Below are 16,965 nucleotides of genomic sequence, written 5' to 3'. Positions count from 1 at the left end.
ATAGCGACTTAGACGTAGCTTAAATACTTCAATTACAAACAATGTATAAAAAAATTGTCAATTTGTCTTTTGAAGGAACTCTTCAGCTATTTAATAAATCTTGATAAAGAGTAATAAATCGGCTTATATGCAGACCATCAACAAGACCGTGGTGAACATATACAGCAATGGACATTGTCTTTTTTCCATCGCGTTCTGTAACTTTACCAAAAGATATTTTAGGAATACTATCGGCACGTTTGTACATGCGAGCATGTGTAAGAGCGCTAAAATCTAACCAAGGAATTGCAGAATAATGGATGACATTTATGGGGTCTTCAGAAGGGAATAATGCATCGCTTTGCATAATACGATCCATTTCTTTTTGGGTAGCTTGTGCAAACGTATTAAAATCTTTTAGATAAGGAATATAACTAAATCCAAATGTTTCGTTTTCTCGCATCATCGTAGCCGAAGCGCCTATATGATCATATAAAACAACTTGATTATCTGATGTAATACGATATTTAAAATTTTCAATTTCATTTGCTGCTAGCATGCATTTATGTAGGTAATACTTAAAAAAAGAATACCCGTTTTTCTTTGCTACCTGCATAGCCTTTGTTACATCTACCGTAACGGTAAGTCCAAAATAAGGCTCTTCAAACTGATTAAAGAATTCGAAGTGTTGCTTGCGTTTCCAAGATGAAATATCAATTTTTCTCAATGGTATTAATTTATTGTGAAAGTAATCTATATTTAAAATCTACTGTTTTTTCTCCTTTACTATATTCTCCTCCTTTAATATTGATGTATACTTGTTTTGAAGAGTCTATAAAACCAACAGTAAGATTATATACTTTCAAAACAAGATCTTCTGAATTATCTAGACTTGCGGTATTTGTGTTTGATTCTTCATGACGCCATCCATACCCTTTCCATGTACTATTAAATATATTATCTGTAGCATCAATGTTAATAGGTGCATGAAAATTGAGTATCACTTCATCTATGGTCGCTTTTTTAGAAGTAAAGTCAATCGTTATTTGTTTGAAATCTGTAGTATCTGAAGGAATAATATGTAACCTGTTTTTTAAATAGATAATATTAAGAGATAGTTGTCCAGTCGAATGTATCCCAAGATCAAATTTTTTAGCAACCATATAGTCATATTCTTCCTTAGTAATACCCATTCTTTTATCATAAGGAACAGGTTCTCCTTCTTTCTCTTTGACCATTTTCATTTGTTGATTAAACCATTCTTTGTTTTCAACAAGAGCTTTTGTGAATTTTTCAATAATTTTTTCTGATCTATCAGAAGAAGAAATGCCATTCATAATTTCAAAACCTATTTTCCCTTCGGGTAAAAGAGACTTTATGTCTTTATTGAGATCTTCTGTATACTCAAAAGACTGAGCATATGTAGCAGTAGAAAGAACACAAAAAAGAGTACATAAGATAAAAAGCGATTTCACAAAATGATATTTAGATATGACAATGTAAGAAAAAGAAAAACCTCCACAAGGGAGGTTTTTTATAATAGTATATAATTTTACTTTTCTAGACCAATCCTTTCTCAATAAGATATTCTCCAATTTGGACAGCATTAGTTGCGGCTCCTTTACGAAGATTATCAGAAACTATCCACATATTAAGAGAATTCTCCTGGGAGTGATCACGACGGATACGTCCTACAAATACATCATCTTTACCCTCAGCATATATAGGCATAGGATACGTATTTGTATCTGGATTATCTTGTACAGTAACGCCATCTGTCTCACTAAGAAGTTTACGTACTTCACTAAGATCATAATCATTGCGAAATTCTAGATTTACAGACTCACTATGTCCTCCTACGACAGGAATACGAACTGCAGTTGCTGTGACAGCGATACTACGATCATCTAGGATTTTTTGTGTCTCACGTACCAGTTTAAGTTCTTCTTTTGTGTATCCATTTTCTTCAAAGACATCACAAGCAGGAATTGCATTGCGATGAATAGGGTATGGGTATGCCATCTCTCCTGTTGAACCTGTGTATTCATTTTCTAATTGCTGTACAGCTTTTACACCTGTACCAGTGATAGATTGATAGGTAGAAACGACTAATCTTTTGATACCATATTTTTTATGCAAAGGAGCTAGTGCAAGTACCATCTGGATGGTAGAGCAATTAGGGTTTGCAATAATTTTATCTGTTGCAGTAAGTGCTGGTGCATTAATCTCAGGAACGACTAATTTTTTAGTGCGATCCATACGCCATGCAGATGAGTTGTCTATAACGGTTGTACCTACTTCTGCAAATTTTGGAGCAAACTCAAGAGAGGTATTTCCACCTGCAGAAAAAATAGCAATATCTGGTTTTGCAGCAATTGCATCTGCCATAGATATAATTGTGTATTCCTTCTGTTTATAGGTCACTTTTTTACCTATCGATCGCTCTGATGCAACTGGGATCAATTCAGTTATTGGAAAATTACGTTCTGCAAGTACTTGCAACATTACTTGGCCTACCATTCCGGTAGCACCGACTACGGCTACTCTCATTAGTATGAATTAAATTTAAAAGCTCAAATGTAGCAACAAGTGCTTAATTAATTGATTTAAAAATTAATAAAAATGACTTAATATTTCTGTTTTTTACAAAAGAAGATAAAAATGTATAATTACTAACAAAAAAACCGCCTCAGTTAGATAACTAAAGCGGTTTAAGGTTAGAATATATAATGTAGCGGTGGCTACGATAATTTACTTCTTAAGAGAATCTCTGATTTCTGTCAATAAATCAATTTCTGATGGTCCAGCAGGAGCAGCTTCAACAGGTTTTTTAGTTTTATTGTATGCTTTTACAATTAAAAACATTACAAAACCAACGACAATTAAACTAATTATAGTATCGATCCAAGCACCATACTCTACAGCTGCAACACCAGCTTCTTTTGCAGCTTCAACTGTTTTATATTCTACATCTCCTGGAGTCCAAAATTGATCAGAGAAACTTGCACCTCCTGTTACTAGACCAATTAGAGGCATAGCAATTTTAGAAACAAATCCATTAATTACAGCGCCTAAAGCTCCAGCCATAATCACTGCAACAGCAAAATCAATCACGTTTCCGGTCATGATAAAATTCTTAAATTCTTTTAACATTTTAGTTTTGGTTTAAAGGTTAATGAACTTCTAAGGTACTAAAAAAAGAAACCCATTTAACAAAACGTTAAGAGCGGCACTTGCCTTATCGAAGAACAACACGTTTTACCCGTTGAGATACAGATGTGAGTAGTTCATAGGAAATAGAGTTGATGGTAGCCGCTAGCTCTACAGCAGAAGCGCCTTGCCCAAAAATAATAACATCATCCCCTTCTTTACAATCTATACCTGTAATATTAACCATAAGCATATCCATACAAACGTTTCCTATAATAGGTGCCTTTTTATCTTGTATGGTTACATAACCTACACCATTTCCATAGGCTCTAGGGATTCCATCGGCATGTCCTATAGGAATTGTAGCGGTTTTTTCATAATGAGTCGCTTTATAAGCACGATTATAACCTACACTTTCACCCGGTTCTATCATATGTATCTGAGAAATCACAGATTTAAGAGTGGCAACAGGTTGTAGGTTTTGATCTTCTTCGACTACATTTCCATAGCCATATAGTCCTATCCCTGTACGTACCATATCAAACTGTGCTTCTGGATAATTGATAATAGCAGATGTATTGCTTTGATGTAAAAAAGGAGTCTCTTCTAGAGCATCAAGAAGTTGTGTTGCCGTTTTTGTAAAATTAGTAATCTGGTGTAGGGTAAATGTTCGCTCTTCATGATCTTCACTTGCCGCAAGATGAGAAAAAATAGAAGTTATTGTAATTGAATCTGTTTCCTTAAGGTGTTTTAAAATCCAATCAGTATCATTTTCCCAGAACCCTAAACGATTAAGCCCTGTATTAAATTTGAGGTGTACGGGATAGTTTTTTTGTTTTTGCGCTTTCGCGAAAGCGATAAATTCTTTAAAAACACGTGGGCTATATAAACTAGGTTCTAAACAGTTTTTTATAATGATATTAAAATTGTCAGGTTGAGGATGAAGCACTAAAATAGGAGTTTGAACTCCAGCATCACGTAATACTTTTCCTTCACTAGCATAAGCAACGGCAAGATAGTCAACACCAAGTTTTTCTAAATATAATGCTACCTCACACGCATCGCTTCCATAACCAAAAGCTTTTACAACACCCATCATCTTTACTTCTGAGCGAAGTTTTGATCTGAGATATGTATAATTATGTCTCAGCGCATTAAGGTCTATTTCTAGGCGGGTTACCCCCATATATGACTATTTATCTTTGTTTGCGTTTTGTACTTCTTCTGAGGAGACTTCTGTAGGATCGTTTACCTCCATTTTTTTAAGACGATCTCGTAACATCGCTTTATAATAGGCGGCACGACTTAGAGGTTCATACTCTTCGGTTTCACCTAGGAGTACAAGTTTATCGTTTTGTGCTTTGCGATAACTGTATTGTGCTAGATTTCCTGTACGAGTACAAACTGCGTGAACTTTGGTTACATACTCGGCTGTTGCCATAAGAGCTGGCATAGGACCAAAAGGGTTTCCTTTAAAGTCCATGTCAAGACCTGCGATAATGACTCGAATGCCTCTATTTGCAAGATCATTGCACACTTTTACGATTTCGTCATCAAAAAACTGAGCCTCGTCTATTCCTATAACATCACAATCATCTGCTAGAATAGGGATGTTTGCAGCCGCAGGAACAGGGGTAGATCGGATCTCATTTGAGTCATGAGAAACAACCATCTCTTCGTCATAGCGCGTGTCTACAGCGGGTTTAAAGATTTCTACTTTTTGTTTTGCAAACTGGGCGCGTTTGAGCCTGCGAATGAGTTCTTCTGTTTTACCAGAGAACATAGATCCGCAAATAACTTCAATCCAACCGAATTGCTCTTTATGATTTACTGTATTTTCAAGAAACATTTTGTACTTTTCAAGACCAAAACGTCTTTTCCGACGTTTGATTTTAAGTCAGGGTAAATTTATCAAAAAAGGTGCGTAATCAACGTTAAGTATTCGAAAGTTATGAAGAAATCTATTAAAGCAGAATTAGTAAGTCTTGCACACAAAATTTTACAACTTAAAGATGACACTTCATATGCAAAAATGACGGAACAATCTCGTGCATTATACGAGAAGTTAACGGTACTTGCGTATGCAGAAAAGTTAGAAGAATCTGGAAAACCAACAATAGGACTTTCAAAAGTTGAGAAAGAAATAGAAGAAATTGTTTCTCCTCTAGAAATAATTGTAGATACTATTGAGCAAACATCTATAGAAGAGAAGTTAATTTTGGAAGATGTAGTTGTAGAGGAGAAAATTATAGAAGAGAACGTAGTTGAACTAGAGGTTCCAAAAACAAAAACACCAGCTGAGATCGTTGCCGAAAACGAAGCGCGTTTTGCCGCAGCACGAAGTGATGATAGACATCGACCAGATGGTACTGTTTTTAACGGAGAAGATCCTTTACACGAACCTGTTATAGAAAAAATAAAGGATATCGTTGCAGAAATGCCTCCGGAAGCTTCTGTTATAGATGATATTATAGAGTCTATAGAACCGCAAGATCGCTATCAGAAAAACGATATGTTTGAAATAGGAGGAGAATACGCGCAAACGCCTATTTTTGACCCCGTAGCTGTAGCTGAGGTAGACGCGACTCCTAAAAACTTAAATGACAAATTAAAGAATGGACTTAAAATAGGTCTTAACGATAAGCTAGCTTTTATTAAACATCTTTTTAATGGAAGTGATACAGATTATAATCGTGTCTTGTCACAGTTAAGCACTTTTGGAACTGTAGAAGAAGCAAAACAATTTATAGCACAAATGGTAAAACCTGATTATGAAAATTGGGAAACAAAGGAAGTGTATGAAGAACGTTTTATACAAGTAATTGAGAATAAGTTTAATTAATCAGGATAGATTATGAAAATTCAAAAGATAGTATATTGGATTGCTACCGTAATTACCTGTGGAATTTTTACATATTCTGCATTCATGTATTTTTCAAATACAGCAGCTGTAGAAAGTTATTTTGAGGCACTCCATTATCCTAGCTATATAGTGATTCCGCTAGCAATTGTAAAGGTGTTAGGAATTGCCATGGTTTTATGGAGAGGAATCCCTTGGTTAACAGAATGGGCATACGCAGGATTCTTTTTTGATGCTGTACTAGCATTTGCGGCACATATAAATGCAGATGATGGAGGGTATTTGTTTTCTTTATTAGTATTGATTGCTTTGCCTATCTCTTATTTTTTAGGAAAGAAAGTACGACCTATGTATGGCTGAAAATAGCAAATTATACCTTGTGCCTACACCTATAGGTAATCTAGAAGATATTACGTTAAGAGCAATACGTGTACTAAAAGAAGTAGATCTTATTTTAGCTGAAGATACACGTACTAGCGGAAAATTATTGAAGCATTATGAGATTGCGACTCAAATGATGAGTCACCATATGCATAATGAACATAAAACGGTAGAAGGCTTAGTTAAACGATTACAAGCAGGAGAAACAATTGCTTTAATAAGTGATGCAGGAACTCCAGCAATATCAGACCCAGGATTTTTATTAACGCGTGCCTGCGTAGAAGCAGGTATTGAGGTAGACTGTCTACCAGGAGCGACTGCTTTTGTGCCTGCATTAGTAAATAGCGGATTGCCTAATGATAAATTTGTTTTTGAAGGATTTCTCCCAGTTAAAAAAGGAAGGCAAACACGCCTTACTGTATTATCCGAAGAAACACGTACTATCATTTTTTATGAGTCTCCCCATAAACTTGTAAAGACGTTAGGACATTTTGTAGACTTTTTTGGAGCAGATAGACACGTATCTGTATCAAGAGAGATTACAAAACTACATGAAGAAACTATTCGAGGAACTGTAACAGAGGTGCTAGCATATTATGCTAAAAAACCTCCCAAAGGAGAGATTGTTATTGTATTGGCTGGGAAAAAATGAAATTACGCCTAGTTAAAAAAGTACAATAAACAATCCTTTTCTAGTAGTACACCTTATGCATAATCTACTTATAATTGTGCTTAAATACAATCATTATGGAAACGCTTTTAACCGCTATTAGATCTTGTGCAATTTGCAAAGAACATTTGCCCTTAGGGCCTAATCCTATCGTCACGGCACATCCTGATGCACGAGTTATTATCATTGGACAAGCTCCAGGAACAAAAGTGCACAAAACCTCTATCCCTTGGGATGACCCTAGCGGAAAACAACTTCGCAAATGGCTTAATTGTGATACAGAAACTTTTTATGACCCAACAAAGGTATCGTTAGTGCCTATGGGGTTTTGTTATCCCGGTAAAGGCAAAACAGGAGATTTACCTCCAAGACCAGAATGTGCTCCAGAATGGCACGAGCAATTACTTAGTAAGATGCCCAACATACAATTGATTATTCTGATAGGAATGTATTCTCAAAAATACTATTTAAAAGGAACAGCAAAAAAGACCTTGACCGAAACTGTGAGAAATTATGAAGAGTATGCGCCTAAAATTATTCCGTTACCACATCCTTCACCTCGTAATAGATTTTGGCTGACTAAAAACCCTTGGTTTGATGTAGAAGTTGTGCCTATGTTGCAGTCCGCTTTCGCGAAAGCAGTATCAGATTGATTTAAACTTTAAAACGAATACTTTGCCGAAAGGATAAGATTACGACCTGCAGCCGATATTCCAGAGGCATATGTTCTATAACGTTGGTCTGTGATATTTTCTAGGTTTGCTGTAAAATTCCAATGCTCATTGAGTTTGAACTGACTCGAAAAATTAAGCGTATACCAACTTGGAGAAAATGGATTTCCATTAGCATCTACAGCAAAAAGTTCTGGACTATCACTTACTTCAGGAGATAGATCATTAAAATCAAAGGAACCATTATAGGATGCATAGGCATCTAGTGTCCATCTTTCTTTTTTCCAGACAAGATGTGTATCTCCAAAAGTAGGCGCTACGTGACGTACAGGAAGAAGAGATCCGTCTTCTTCTTTTTGCTCTCCTCTTGTGATATTATAATGAGAAGTAAGGGTAAGATCGTGTGGTAATTTAATTTCAAGGCCTGCTTCAAACCCCCAAACTTCTGCGGTTCCAGCATTTTGAATAGCTTCTATATTAACAGTCTCTCCTTCAAATTCTATGGTGCTAGATCCATTAAGTGTAAAATCTCTTCGTACTAATGCATTTTGAAGTTGTGAATAATAGAAATTTGCATCAAAAGTGACAAGGTTATTAAAATTAAAAACGGCTCCTATTTCTGCATTATATGCGTATTCTGCTTTTAGGTCTGGATTAGGAATGACCAAATCCCCATCCCCACTATCAAATACTTTTCCTATGTCATCAATATTAGGCGCTCTAAAGGCTGTAGAAAGATTGGTTTTAAGCAACACCGTTTTTGAAAGCTCATAATTAAGACCAGCACTCCCAGTTACATTTCCAAAATTTACACGGGACTTTTCAAAAGGGAAATTAAAGAATTGATTATTCCCTCTAAAATCTGTAAAAATAAAAATCTGGTTGTAGCGTAATCCTGTGTTTAGTCTTAGTTTTGGAGCGAGTTCAAACTGACCGCTTACATAAGCAGCAAGTGATTGCCATTCTGAACCATCTGGATAACGCGTATCTGTAAGCTCAAATTGTCCTGTTTCTATGTCGGTTACAGAACCATTAGAATTAATGTAATTATATACATATTCTATTCCGTAATTGAGTTTGTTTTTTCTGTTTTTAAGTGCTTTTGTAAAATCTAAAGATCCAGAAAGAGCATTTACACGTTCTGTGCGAGAACGTAATCCTGTTCTTCCAAAACGTCTATCATTTCTACTCTCTTCAGAATTTTGAAAAGCAAATGTTCCTTGTACACGATCATACCAAGGACCACTCCCTTCTTTATTTATCTGAAGACTCGTTAAAAACCATTTTTGAGGACCATAATACCACTCTGCAGATCGCAAACCTCCATCGTCGTCTCTTTGGGTTAACCTATCATAACGATCAAAATCTGATGTGGTAGCATACGAGACATTAAAATTAAAATCCCAAGTAGCATTGGGAGCATATCGTATTTTCTGTAGGAAGTTATAGCTACTATATCCTGTGCTTACTTGCTTTAGTGGATCATCGTTTTGTACAACAACATCTTCTCCATTAATACGACGTACAAACTCATTACGTAAAAAGGAATCAGGACCATGACGTCCTTGTCGTTGATCTCCATAATCAGAATAACTAGCACTGGTTAAAAATGCCCATTTATGCGCACCTATATTAATATCAAAATGTCCTGTTTTTTCATTATTTGCTGTACTATATCTTGTTAGTGCATTTCCCGAAATTACAAGACCAAGACTATCTTGTTTAGAAAATGTAGGCTTTTTTGTATAAAAATTTAATACCCCTCCTACAGCATCACTACCATAAATAACAGACCCAGGGCCTAGAATTACTTCTGTACGTTCTAGAGAAAATGGATCAATAGAAATGATGTTTTGTACATTTCCTCCTCTAAAAATTGCTGTGTTAAAGCGTATACCGTCTAATGTAATAAGAAGACGATTTGTAGAATATCCTCTTATAGAGGGGCTACCTCCACCTAATTGACTTTTTTGTACAAATACTTGCCCACTACTTTGTAATAAATCTGCGGCTGTTTGCGGATTAAATAATTCAATGTCCTCTTTTGAAAGACCTACTATTTTTTGTGAAATTTCATTTTTTTTCTGTCCAAACTTAGATACGGAAAGTACAATCTCACCTAAACTGTTTTCTAATTGTTTTAGATACACTTTATTACCGTAGGTTTGGATCTGAGCTTTTGTATAAATAGCTTGTTGATGTGCTACCTCAGAGAATATGATTTTTTCAGTTTTTGAGAAAGCTGAAATGTCTGCATTTCCATCAAAATCTGTGATGGTACTTATACTTTTATCTTCATTATAAATAGCAACACTTATAACAGGCTCTCTAGTGTCTATATCGAGTACTGTAATTTGTTGCGCATGTGAGACAATTGTAATAAAAAGAAACAGAATAAATGTGTAGCGCATTTAGGTAAAAATTGAATTAAGCACAGCTAGTGAGCGAGGTTGTTTAAAACCGTGCAAATGTAGCTCATAATACTGTAATAACATAGTGAGAAAATCACCACGTTGTTTTTGATTTAGTTTGATTTCTGGTAATGTATCAAATTTTGTGCCTAACAACTGTTTTAGAATTTTTATTTGCAATCCATTTTGACAATAAATATTTACTTCAGAAGACTCAAAAGTTCCTTCTATAAGATTAAAATACTCATAATGAATTTGAGTTTCGTCAGGATAGAATCCAAGATATTTTGTGAGCTTTATTAAGAAAAGAAGATGAAAGTTTGCAATAGTATCATGGGTGTCTAACCAAATGGTCGATGCGATTAAGAAATCAAAGAGCATACTATTTTCCTCTTCCTCCTGAATAGCATTGCGTAAAATGTCTGAAATAAAAAACACAAGGGCTGTCTTTGTAATATCGGTATGTAAATTGGCATACTGATAGATTACTTTTGCCTCTTTTATGGTTTCTAAAGTCCCTTTGTCTTTATGATTTGCTTCTATCTCTAGCTGCATAAGTGGCTGAAACATGGCTGTTCTGAGCTTTCCTTTTTTTGATTTTAAAATGCCACGTAGTAGGTATGATTTAAGACCGCTACTTTTTGTAAAACACTTTACAATAAGATCTGCTTCACTGTATTTAAGTGCAGAAATGACAATTGCTTGTGTTGTAATAAGCATTATCGTATGATCATCAGTTTTGCAATTTGAGTTTCTAATGCATCAGGCCCTGTAATAAGGATGAGGTATACTCCTGACGCTACTCTATGTCTACCAAAAGCTCTTGTGTCCCAAGTAATACTACCTCCTACTGTATTTTCTTCATGTACAAGATTTCCTGTAAGATCTGTAATTTTCACATTAGTACGAGCTGTAAGCCCTTCAATAGTTACTTCGCCACCAAAAGTAGGCCGCACAGGATTAGGATAAACCACCACATTTTCTAAATCTTCGGCGGGTCCAGTATTAGTTCCATTAAAAGAAACAAGGCCTTGAGCTGTTGCAAAATAAACAGTCCCCGATTCTGGATCAAGTGCAATATCCTGAACATTATTAGAAGGCAAAGGAGAGTTATCTTCTGTAAAATGCATTAACGTTTCTTGTCCACTTGGTGAGAATAGAAAAACGCCAGAATCTACGGTAGATACCCATTTGTTATTTGCTCCATCTACAACAATTTCTGTCACAAATTGGTCATTGAGTAATTCTTGTGCAATACCATCTTGTAGTATAATAATTGAGTTGGTCGATACACCTATTTCTGTAAAGATAGATGAAGGAGAAAACAAAACACGTAATCCTCTTCTGGTACCGATCCATAGCGACCCGTTACGATCTAATGCTAGAGCTCTTACATCGTCGTTAGGTAAATTTGCACCTTCTTCTTCTCCAAAAATACGAGCAAAACCACCAGTGTTAGGATCATATCCTGCAAGTCCAGAATTACTAGTCCCCATATAAATTCTCCCATCTCCTGCAATAACAACATCGTCTATTCCTAATGCGCCTTCTACTAGTTCAGGAAGATCATTTTGAAAAGAGACTGTAGAAAACTGTCCTCCAGGAGAAAGTCTGTTTAAAATATTGGGAACCCTTGCATTTGCCATCCAGAGATTACCTTGTCTGTCAAAAGCACTACCATTTACTCTAACGCTATTACCATTTGCTCCTATACCGCGTAATGTACTGTTGTTTTCATCATACAATACCGTAGGGATTTCATCATTTACTTCAAGAAGTCCTGATCCAAATGAACTCACAAAGATTTGATTTGTATTTTGTGGATTTATAGATATAAAAGAGAGGTCACGTGCTCCAAAAACGCTATCAAAAGGAATGTTATTCCATAAGCCTTCAGGTCTAAGATGGCTAATTCCTCTTCTTCTATTTCTAGGATTATAAGTAATGCTATATTCCCCATAAACGACCCATAACTCATTAGCTACTGCATTGATATTAAAAGGAGTATTAAATAAGGGACCATTAGGTAGTAATTGAGATATTTCCCCTCCATTTAAAGGAGCTCTGATAACTCCAGAACCTCTGGTTGCTATAAATAAAGAACCACCTACTACCACAGAAGCGCTATAATCTGAATCAAAATCGGGAATATTTGAAAATGAATTTATAAGATTACCCCCTGTATTGTATAAACTTACAGTACTTAATGAAGTAACACTTAATTCTGTTCCATTAGCTTCAAGGTCTTCTATATCCTCAGGAAATTGTTGAAAAGGAGTGAAGTTTGTACCTGTATTAGATTGTAATAATTGATTGCCACTTGCTAGATAAATGGTGTTTTCAAGAGCAGTGATTCCTTGATACGAACCCGTTGCTACAGTATTCCAATTATTGAAATCTATAATATTTGTGTTGTTTACAATAGCTCTACGTAGCCCTCCGTCTATACTAGAGGCATAAATATAATCATCGAGAATTGCTGTCTGTGTAATGTTTAATTGAGAACCATTATCCCCTATAAAGTAAGAGTCATTAAACTCTAGTTGTCCTAAGTCGTATAGAGAAATACCAAAGCCAGTAGAAATATAAACAAATCCGTTAAATTCGGTAAAATGATTAATACGTTTACGATCTGGAGGGATGGAAACTCTATTAAAGATATCTACAACAGTGATTACATTTTCGCCATTTCCTACAATGATGTCTATGATTCCATTTTCATATCCAACAAGTAAAGTGTCAAATGCTTCACTATAATAGATAGAAGAAATGATATTCCCAGAGAGACCATTAATAGTAGACCTAGTAACGGTAGACCCATCAATTGTCGAAAAGATAAAGATTGCATTTTCTGAAGCAGCATATACTCTCCCATTTCCTTCATCAATATCTCCAACATTGGCAAAAGAAAAATAACCAGTCCATTCATCAGAGAAATCCTGCGAATAAAGAGGGGAGCAAAGTAGCGCGAATAAAAGTATATAGAGTCTTTTCACTTGTTTTTACATCTTCTTTTTAAACCTTTCAAAAATACAATTATTGTCTTAGTGTTTAAATAAGATTGTATCCTATTGTTTTTTTTCGCTTAAAGCGAAAAAAGTACTTAAAAAAATAGGCGACATATTGCCGCCTATTTTACATCTATATTTAAATAAAGTGTTGTATTAAACAACTCCTTGTGCCATCATTGCTTCGGCTACTTTTACAAAACCAGCAACGTTTGCTCCTTTTACATAATCAATGTATCCATCTTCTTGTGTTCCATAAGTAACACAAGCTTCGTGTATGTCTAACATGATAGTATGTAACTTTTCATCTACTTCTTTTGCTGTCCAGTTAAAACGTAAGCTGTTTTGTGACATTTCAAGTCCTGAAGTTGCTACACCTCCAGCATTAGAGGCTTTTCCAGGAGAGAAAAGAATTTTTGCATCTTGAAAAGCTTCAATAGCTTCTGGTGTAGAAGGCATGTTTGCTCCCTCTGCAACACAGACACATCCATTTGCTATTAATGTTTTTGCAGCATCTTGATCTAACTCATTTTGAGTAGCACATGGAAGTGCCACGTCACAAACAGTACTCCAAGGCTTTTGACCTTCATGATACTCTGCAGATGGGTATTTATCTACATATTCTTTAATTCTACCACGACGTACGTTTTTAATTTCCATAACGTGCGCAAGTTTTTCTGCATCAATTCCGTCTTTATCAAAGATAAAACCACCAGAATCAGAAAGAGTTACTACTTTCCCTCCTAGCTGTGTTACTTTTTCTGTAGCATATTGCGCTACATTTCCAGATCCAGAAACGGTAACAGTTTTTCCTTCAAAAGAAAGACCTCTGGTTTTAAGCATACTTTGAGCAAAATAAACATCTCCATATCCAGTTGCTTCTGGACGTATTAATGATCCCCCATAAGAAAGACCTTTCCCTGTAAGTACTCCTGTAAACTCATTGCGAATACGTTTGTATTGCCCAAATAAGTATCCTATCTCACGACCACCTACTCCGATATCTCCAGCTGGGACATCTGTATTTGGTCCAATATGACGAGATAACTCGGTCATAAAGCTTTGACAAAATCTCATTACTTCTGCATCAGACTTTCCTTTTGGGTTAAAATCTGATCCTCCTTTTCCACCTCCCATAGGAAGCGTAGTAAGGCTATTTTTGAACACCTGTTCAAAACCTAAAAATTTAAGAATACTCAAGTTTACAGAAGGGTGGAATCGTAATCCTCCTTTGTAAGGCCCTATAGCACTATTAAACTCTACTCTATACCCTCGATTTACCTGGATATCTCCCTGATCATCTGTCCAAGTAACTCTAAACATAATGGTACGCTCTGGTTCTACCATACGTTCCAATAGTTTCTTTCCTTGGTATTTTGGGTTTGCCTCTATAAAAGGGATAACTGTTTCTGCAACTTCTTGAACAGCTTGCATAAATTCGGGTTCGTTCTGATTGCTTTTAGCAACATGATCGACAAAGTTTTTAATGCTGTCTGACATATCTTTATTAGTGTTGGATAATTTTAATATTAAAAATGCGTTTTAATAGGGTGCAAATATAATGCATCCTAAAAATTGAGTCGTTTTTTTTTAGAAATTCGTAAAAAAAATGGCATTTTTTAAAGATTTGTAGTGTTTTTTAAAACCCTTTGTCTATAAAATTTCGCTGTTTGCCTAGTTTTTATATATTTGTTACTGTCTCAAATTACATATTTTCATGAAAGCCAGATACCTACTCATGGCAATTGTAACAATTTGTTTTGCTCAACAGGAGCTGAAGGCGCAATTAGGCTTTTCCCATGAAGTCGGCGTTATCACTGGTCCTGTGGCATTTCAATCTGATTATGGATTGCGTAATAATTTTGATACAAATCGCGGAAACGTTGGATTTGGTATTGGAATTGTGCATTATTTAAACTTTGCTTATCGAGCAGATTGTAACTGCTATACGCGGGATACTTACTTCAATGATCACTTTAAAGTGAGAAATGAAATAGATTATCACGTCACAAATCTAAATCACTTTGGAGAAGAATCAGAAGATAATGATTTAGGAGGGTTACAACTCAGAAGTCATAATGGAAAAGCCAAAGTCTTTGAAATAGGAACACAATTAGAGTATTTTCCTATGAGTATTCGAGATTTTTCTGCAGGCGCTTATAAACTAGCTCCATATGTAAGTCTTGGAGTTCATTTTGTTTCCTATGATCCAGAAGCAAGTTCTGACTTGGGAGATATCCAAGGGCAATTTTTAAATCCATTTAATGGAGAGCTAGCTCCTACACTCTTTCAAGGTTTTTCACAGGGTGAAGGACAGAATAGTAGTGGTATAGATGATAGACCAGGTTCTACTTGGGCGATCACTTGGAGTGCAGGTGTTCGTTATAAATTAGGTCTTTTAAGTGACTTGGTTGTAGATGCTAGATGGCATTATTATACGTCTAACTGGGTAGATGGATTAAATCCAGACCCAAGACCTGTAAATCGTGCAAATGATTGGATTTTCTGGTTAAATGTAGGATACATCTATTATATAGAGTAAGATATTACATGGTAGGCTTTGCAAAAGCGTACTTACAAACATAAAAATGGCTTCCAATATTGTTATTTGGAAGCCATTTTATTTTATGAGGTACAGTTATTTAATCTAATGCCTGTTTGAGATCTGAAATAAGATCTTCTATATCCTCTATACCAACGCTTAAACGAATCAAAGAATCTTTAACGCCTGTTTTTTCACGATCTTCTTTAGGAATAGATGCGTGAGTCATAGAGGCTGGATGACCAGCAAGTGACTCAACACCACCTAAGCTTTCTGCAAGTGTAAATATGTTTAGTTTTTCTACAACCTTAACAGCTCCTTCATAAGAATCTTCTTTTGTTGTAAATGAGATCATCCCTCCAAAATCACTCATTTGTTCTTTTGCAATAGCATGATTAGGGTGATCTTCAAAACCTGGCCAGTATACATTACCAACTTTAGGGTGTGTTTTTAAGAAATGTGCAATTGTTTTTCCATTTTCACAGTGACGTTGCATGCGCACGTGTAATGTTTTTATTCCTCTTAAAGCAAGAAAACTATCTTGAGGACCACATATAGCACCGCTTGCATTTTGAATAAAATAAAGTCTTTTAGCAAGTTCTTTGTCCTTAACGATAAGTGCTCCCATCACAAGGTCACTATGTCCTCCTATATATTTTGTAGCACTGTGCATGACAATATCTGCCCCTAGATCTAATGGTTGTTGTAAATAAGGTGTCGCAAAGGTGTTGTCTACTGCAAGAAGGATATGATGTTTTTTTGCAACAATAGCAGCAGCTTTTATATCTATGATATTCATCATTGGGTTTGTAGGGGTCTCTACCCAAATAAGCTTTGTTTTTTCAGTAACATAATTTTCAATGTTACTAGCATTCCCCATTCCTATAAAACGAAACTTAATGCCAAAACCTTCAAATATCTTTGTAAATAAACGATATGTCCCTCCGTAAAGATCATTTGTAGAGAGGACTTCGTCTCCAGGTTGTAAGAGTTTTATGACGGCATCTATGGCAGCAAGACCCGAACCAAAGGCAAGACCATAATTTCCATTTTCTATACTTGCAAAAGCATTTTCCAATGCATTTCTAGTAGGATTGTGCGTTCTACTGTATTCGTATCCTTTATGATTGCCTGGCGTAGATTGCGCGTAAGTAGATGTTTGATATATGGGAGGCATTACTGAACCATAGGCTTTGTCTGGTTCCTGACCCCCGTGTATTGTTTTGGTGTTAAATTTCATAAATATATATAACGTATTAAGAAGAATAGGTTGTTTTGTAAATGCATCACTTT

The 16,965-nt window shown here is 35.6% G+C and carries 16 protein-coding genes; 5 read left to right on the top strand and 11 right to left on the bottom strand.

All coding sequences use genetic code 11. From position 1 onward, the window contains the following. Window positions 1–82: 82 nt before the first annotated feature. The 6 genes from ABJD27_RS21455 to ABJD27_RS21430 all read right to left on the bottom strand — a co-directional run bounded on the left by ABJD27_RS21455 (window position 83) and on the right by ABJD27_RS21430 (window position 4,978). Window positions 83–706: a chloramphenicol acetyltransferase gene (locus ABJD27_RS21455; RefSeq protein ID WP_348164420.1), complete on the bottom strand. Its 624-nt coding sequence runs from the start codon at window positions 704–706 to the stop codon at window positions 83–85. Between the two features lie 10 nt (window positions 707–716). Beyond that, on the bottom strand, window positions 717–1,454 hold the full coding sequence (locus tag ABJD27_RS21450; protein WP_348164417.1) for a hypothetical protein: 738 nt from the start codon (window positions 1,452–1,454) through the stop codon (window positions 717–719). 85 nt (window positions 1,455–1,539) lie between these two features. Continuing rightward, on the bottom strand, window positions 1,540–2,529 hold the full coding sequence (locus ABJD27_RS21445; protein ID WP_348164414.1) for an aspartate-semialdehyde dehydrogenase: 990 nt from the start codon (window positions 2,527–2,529) through the stop codon (window positions 1,540–1,542). A 201-nt stretch (window positions 2,530–2,730) separates the two neighbouring features. Next, complete coding sequence (gene mscL, locus ABJD27_RS21440; RefSeq protein WP_348164411.1) at window positions 2,731–3,132, bottom strand: large conductance mechanosensitive channel protein MscL; 402 nt, start codon at window positions 3,130–3,132, stop codon at window positions 2,731–2,733. A gap of 85 nt (window positions 3,133–3,217) precedes the next feature. Beyond that, window positions 3,218–4,315 (bottom strand): alanine racemase, encoded by a 1,098-nt coding sequence (gene alr, locus ABJD27_RS21435; RefSeq protein ID WP_348164408.1) that lies wholly within the window; start codon window positions 4,313–4,315, stop codon window positions 3,218–3,220. Window positions 4,316–4,321: 6 nt separating this feature from the next. Then, the gene (locus ABJD27_RS21430; protein WP_348164405.1) at window positions 4,322–4,978 is read right to left on the bottom strand and encodes a thymidine kinase; all 657 of its coding nucleotides are present in this window, start codon (window positions 4,976–4,978) and stop codon (window positions 4,322–4,324) included. 102 nt (window positions 4,979–5,080) lie between these two features. Between ABJD27_RS21430 and ABJD27_RS21425 the strand changes: the two genes are divergently transcribed. The 4 genes from ABJD27_RS21425 (at window position 5,081) to ABJD27_RS21410 (ending at window position 7,693) form a co-directional block, all read left to right on the top strand. Next, window positions 5,081–5,971 (top strand): hypothetical protein, encoded by an 891-nt coding sequence (locus ABJD27_RS21425; RefSeq protein WP_348164402.1) that lies wholly within the window; start codon window positions 5,081–5,083, stop codon window positions 5,969–5,971. Between the two features lie 12 nt (window positions 5,972–5,983). Beyond that, window positions 5,984–6,349 carry a DoxX family protein gene (locus tag ABJD27_RS21420; RefSeq protein WP_348164400.1) on the top strand — a complete coding sequence of 122 codons (366 nt, stop codon included), beginning with the start codon at window positions 5,984–5,986 and terminating at the stop codon, window positions 6,347–6,349. Next, entirely contained in the window at window positions 6,342–7,022 is a 681-nt protein-coding gene (rsmI, locus tag ABJD27_RS21415; protein ID WP_348164398.1) for a 16S rRNA (cytidine(1402)-2'-O)-methyltransferase, read from the top strand. Before ABJD27_RS21420 ends, rsmI begins: the two co-directional genes overlap by 8 nt. A gap of 95 nt (window positions 7,023–7,117) precedes the next feature. Further along, entirely contained in the window at window positions 7,118–7,693 is a 576-nt protein-coding gene (locus ABJD27_RS21410; RefSeq protein WP_348164396.1) for a uracil-DNA glycosylase family protein, read from the top strand. A gap of 8 nt (window positions 7,694–7,701) precedes the next feature. On the opposite strand, the gene ABJD27_RS21405 is transcribed toward ABJD27_RS21410, so the two are convergent. From ABJD27_RS21405 to gdhA, 4 genes are all read right to left on the bottom strand, one after another. Beyond that, window positions 7,702–10,122 carry a TonB-dependent receptor gene (locus ABJD27_RS21405; protein ID WP_348164394.1) on the bottom strand — a complete coding sequence of 807 codons (2,421 nt, stop codon included), beginning with the start codon at window positions 10,120–10,122 and terminating at the stop codon, window positions 7,702–7,704. Then, entirely contained in the window at window positions 10,123–10,842 is a 720-nt protein-coding gene (recO, locus tag ABJD27_RS21400) for a DNA repair protein RecO (RefSeq protein WP_348164392.1), read from the bottom strand. After that, window positions 10,842–13,118, bottom strand: a complete 2,277-nt coding sequence (locus tag ABJD27_RS21395; protein WP_348164389.1) for a two-component regulator propeller domain-containing protein — start codon at window positions 13,116–13,118, stop codon at window positions 10,842–10,844. Before ABJD27_RS21395 ends, recO begins: the two co-directional genes overlap by 1 nt. Window positions 13,119–13,286: 168 nt before the next feature. Next, window positions 13,287–14,630 carry an NADP-specific glutamate dehydrogenase gene (gene gdhA, locus ABJD27_RS21390; protein WP_348164386.1) on the bottom strand — a complete coding sequence of 448 codons (1,344 nt, stop codon included), beginning with the start codon at window positions 14,628–14,630 and terminating at the stop codon, window positions 13,287–13,289. 217 nt (window positions 14,631–14,847) lie between these two features. Between gdhA and ABJD27_RS21385 the strand changes: the two genes are divergently transcribed. After that, on the top strand, window positions 14,848–15,672 hold the full coding sequence (locus tag ABJD27_RS21385; protein WP_348164383.1) for a glutamate dehydrogenase: 825 nt from the start codon (window positions 14,848–14,850) through the stop codon (window positions 15,670–15,672). A gap of 100 nt (window positions 15,673–15,772) precedes the next feature. On the opposite strand, the gene ABJD27_RS21380 is transcribed toward ABJD27_RS21385, so the two are convergent. Then, window positions 15,773–16,912, bottom strand: a complete 1,140-nt coding sequence (locus ABJD27_RS21380) for a cystathionine gamma-synthase (protein WP_348164380.1) — start codon at window positions 16,910–16,912, stop codon at window positions 15,773–15,775. Window positions 16,913–16,965 lie beyond the last annotated feature (53 nt).

Source organism: Dokdonia sp. (assembly GCF_039945015.1).
Lineage (GTDB): Bacteria > Bacteroidota > Bacteroidia > Flavobacteriales > Flavobacteriaceae > Dokdonia.
Note: the sequence above shows the minus strand (reverse complement) of the source record. Positions and strands in the feature narration are given on the sequence as shown.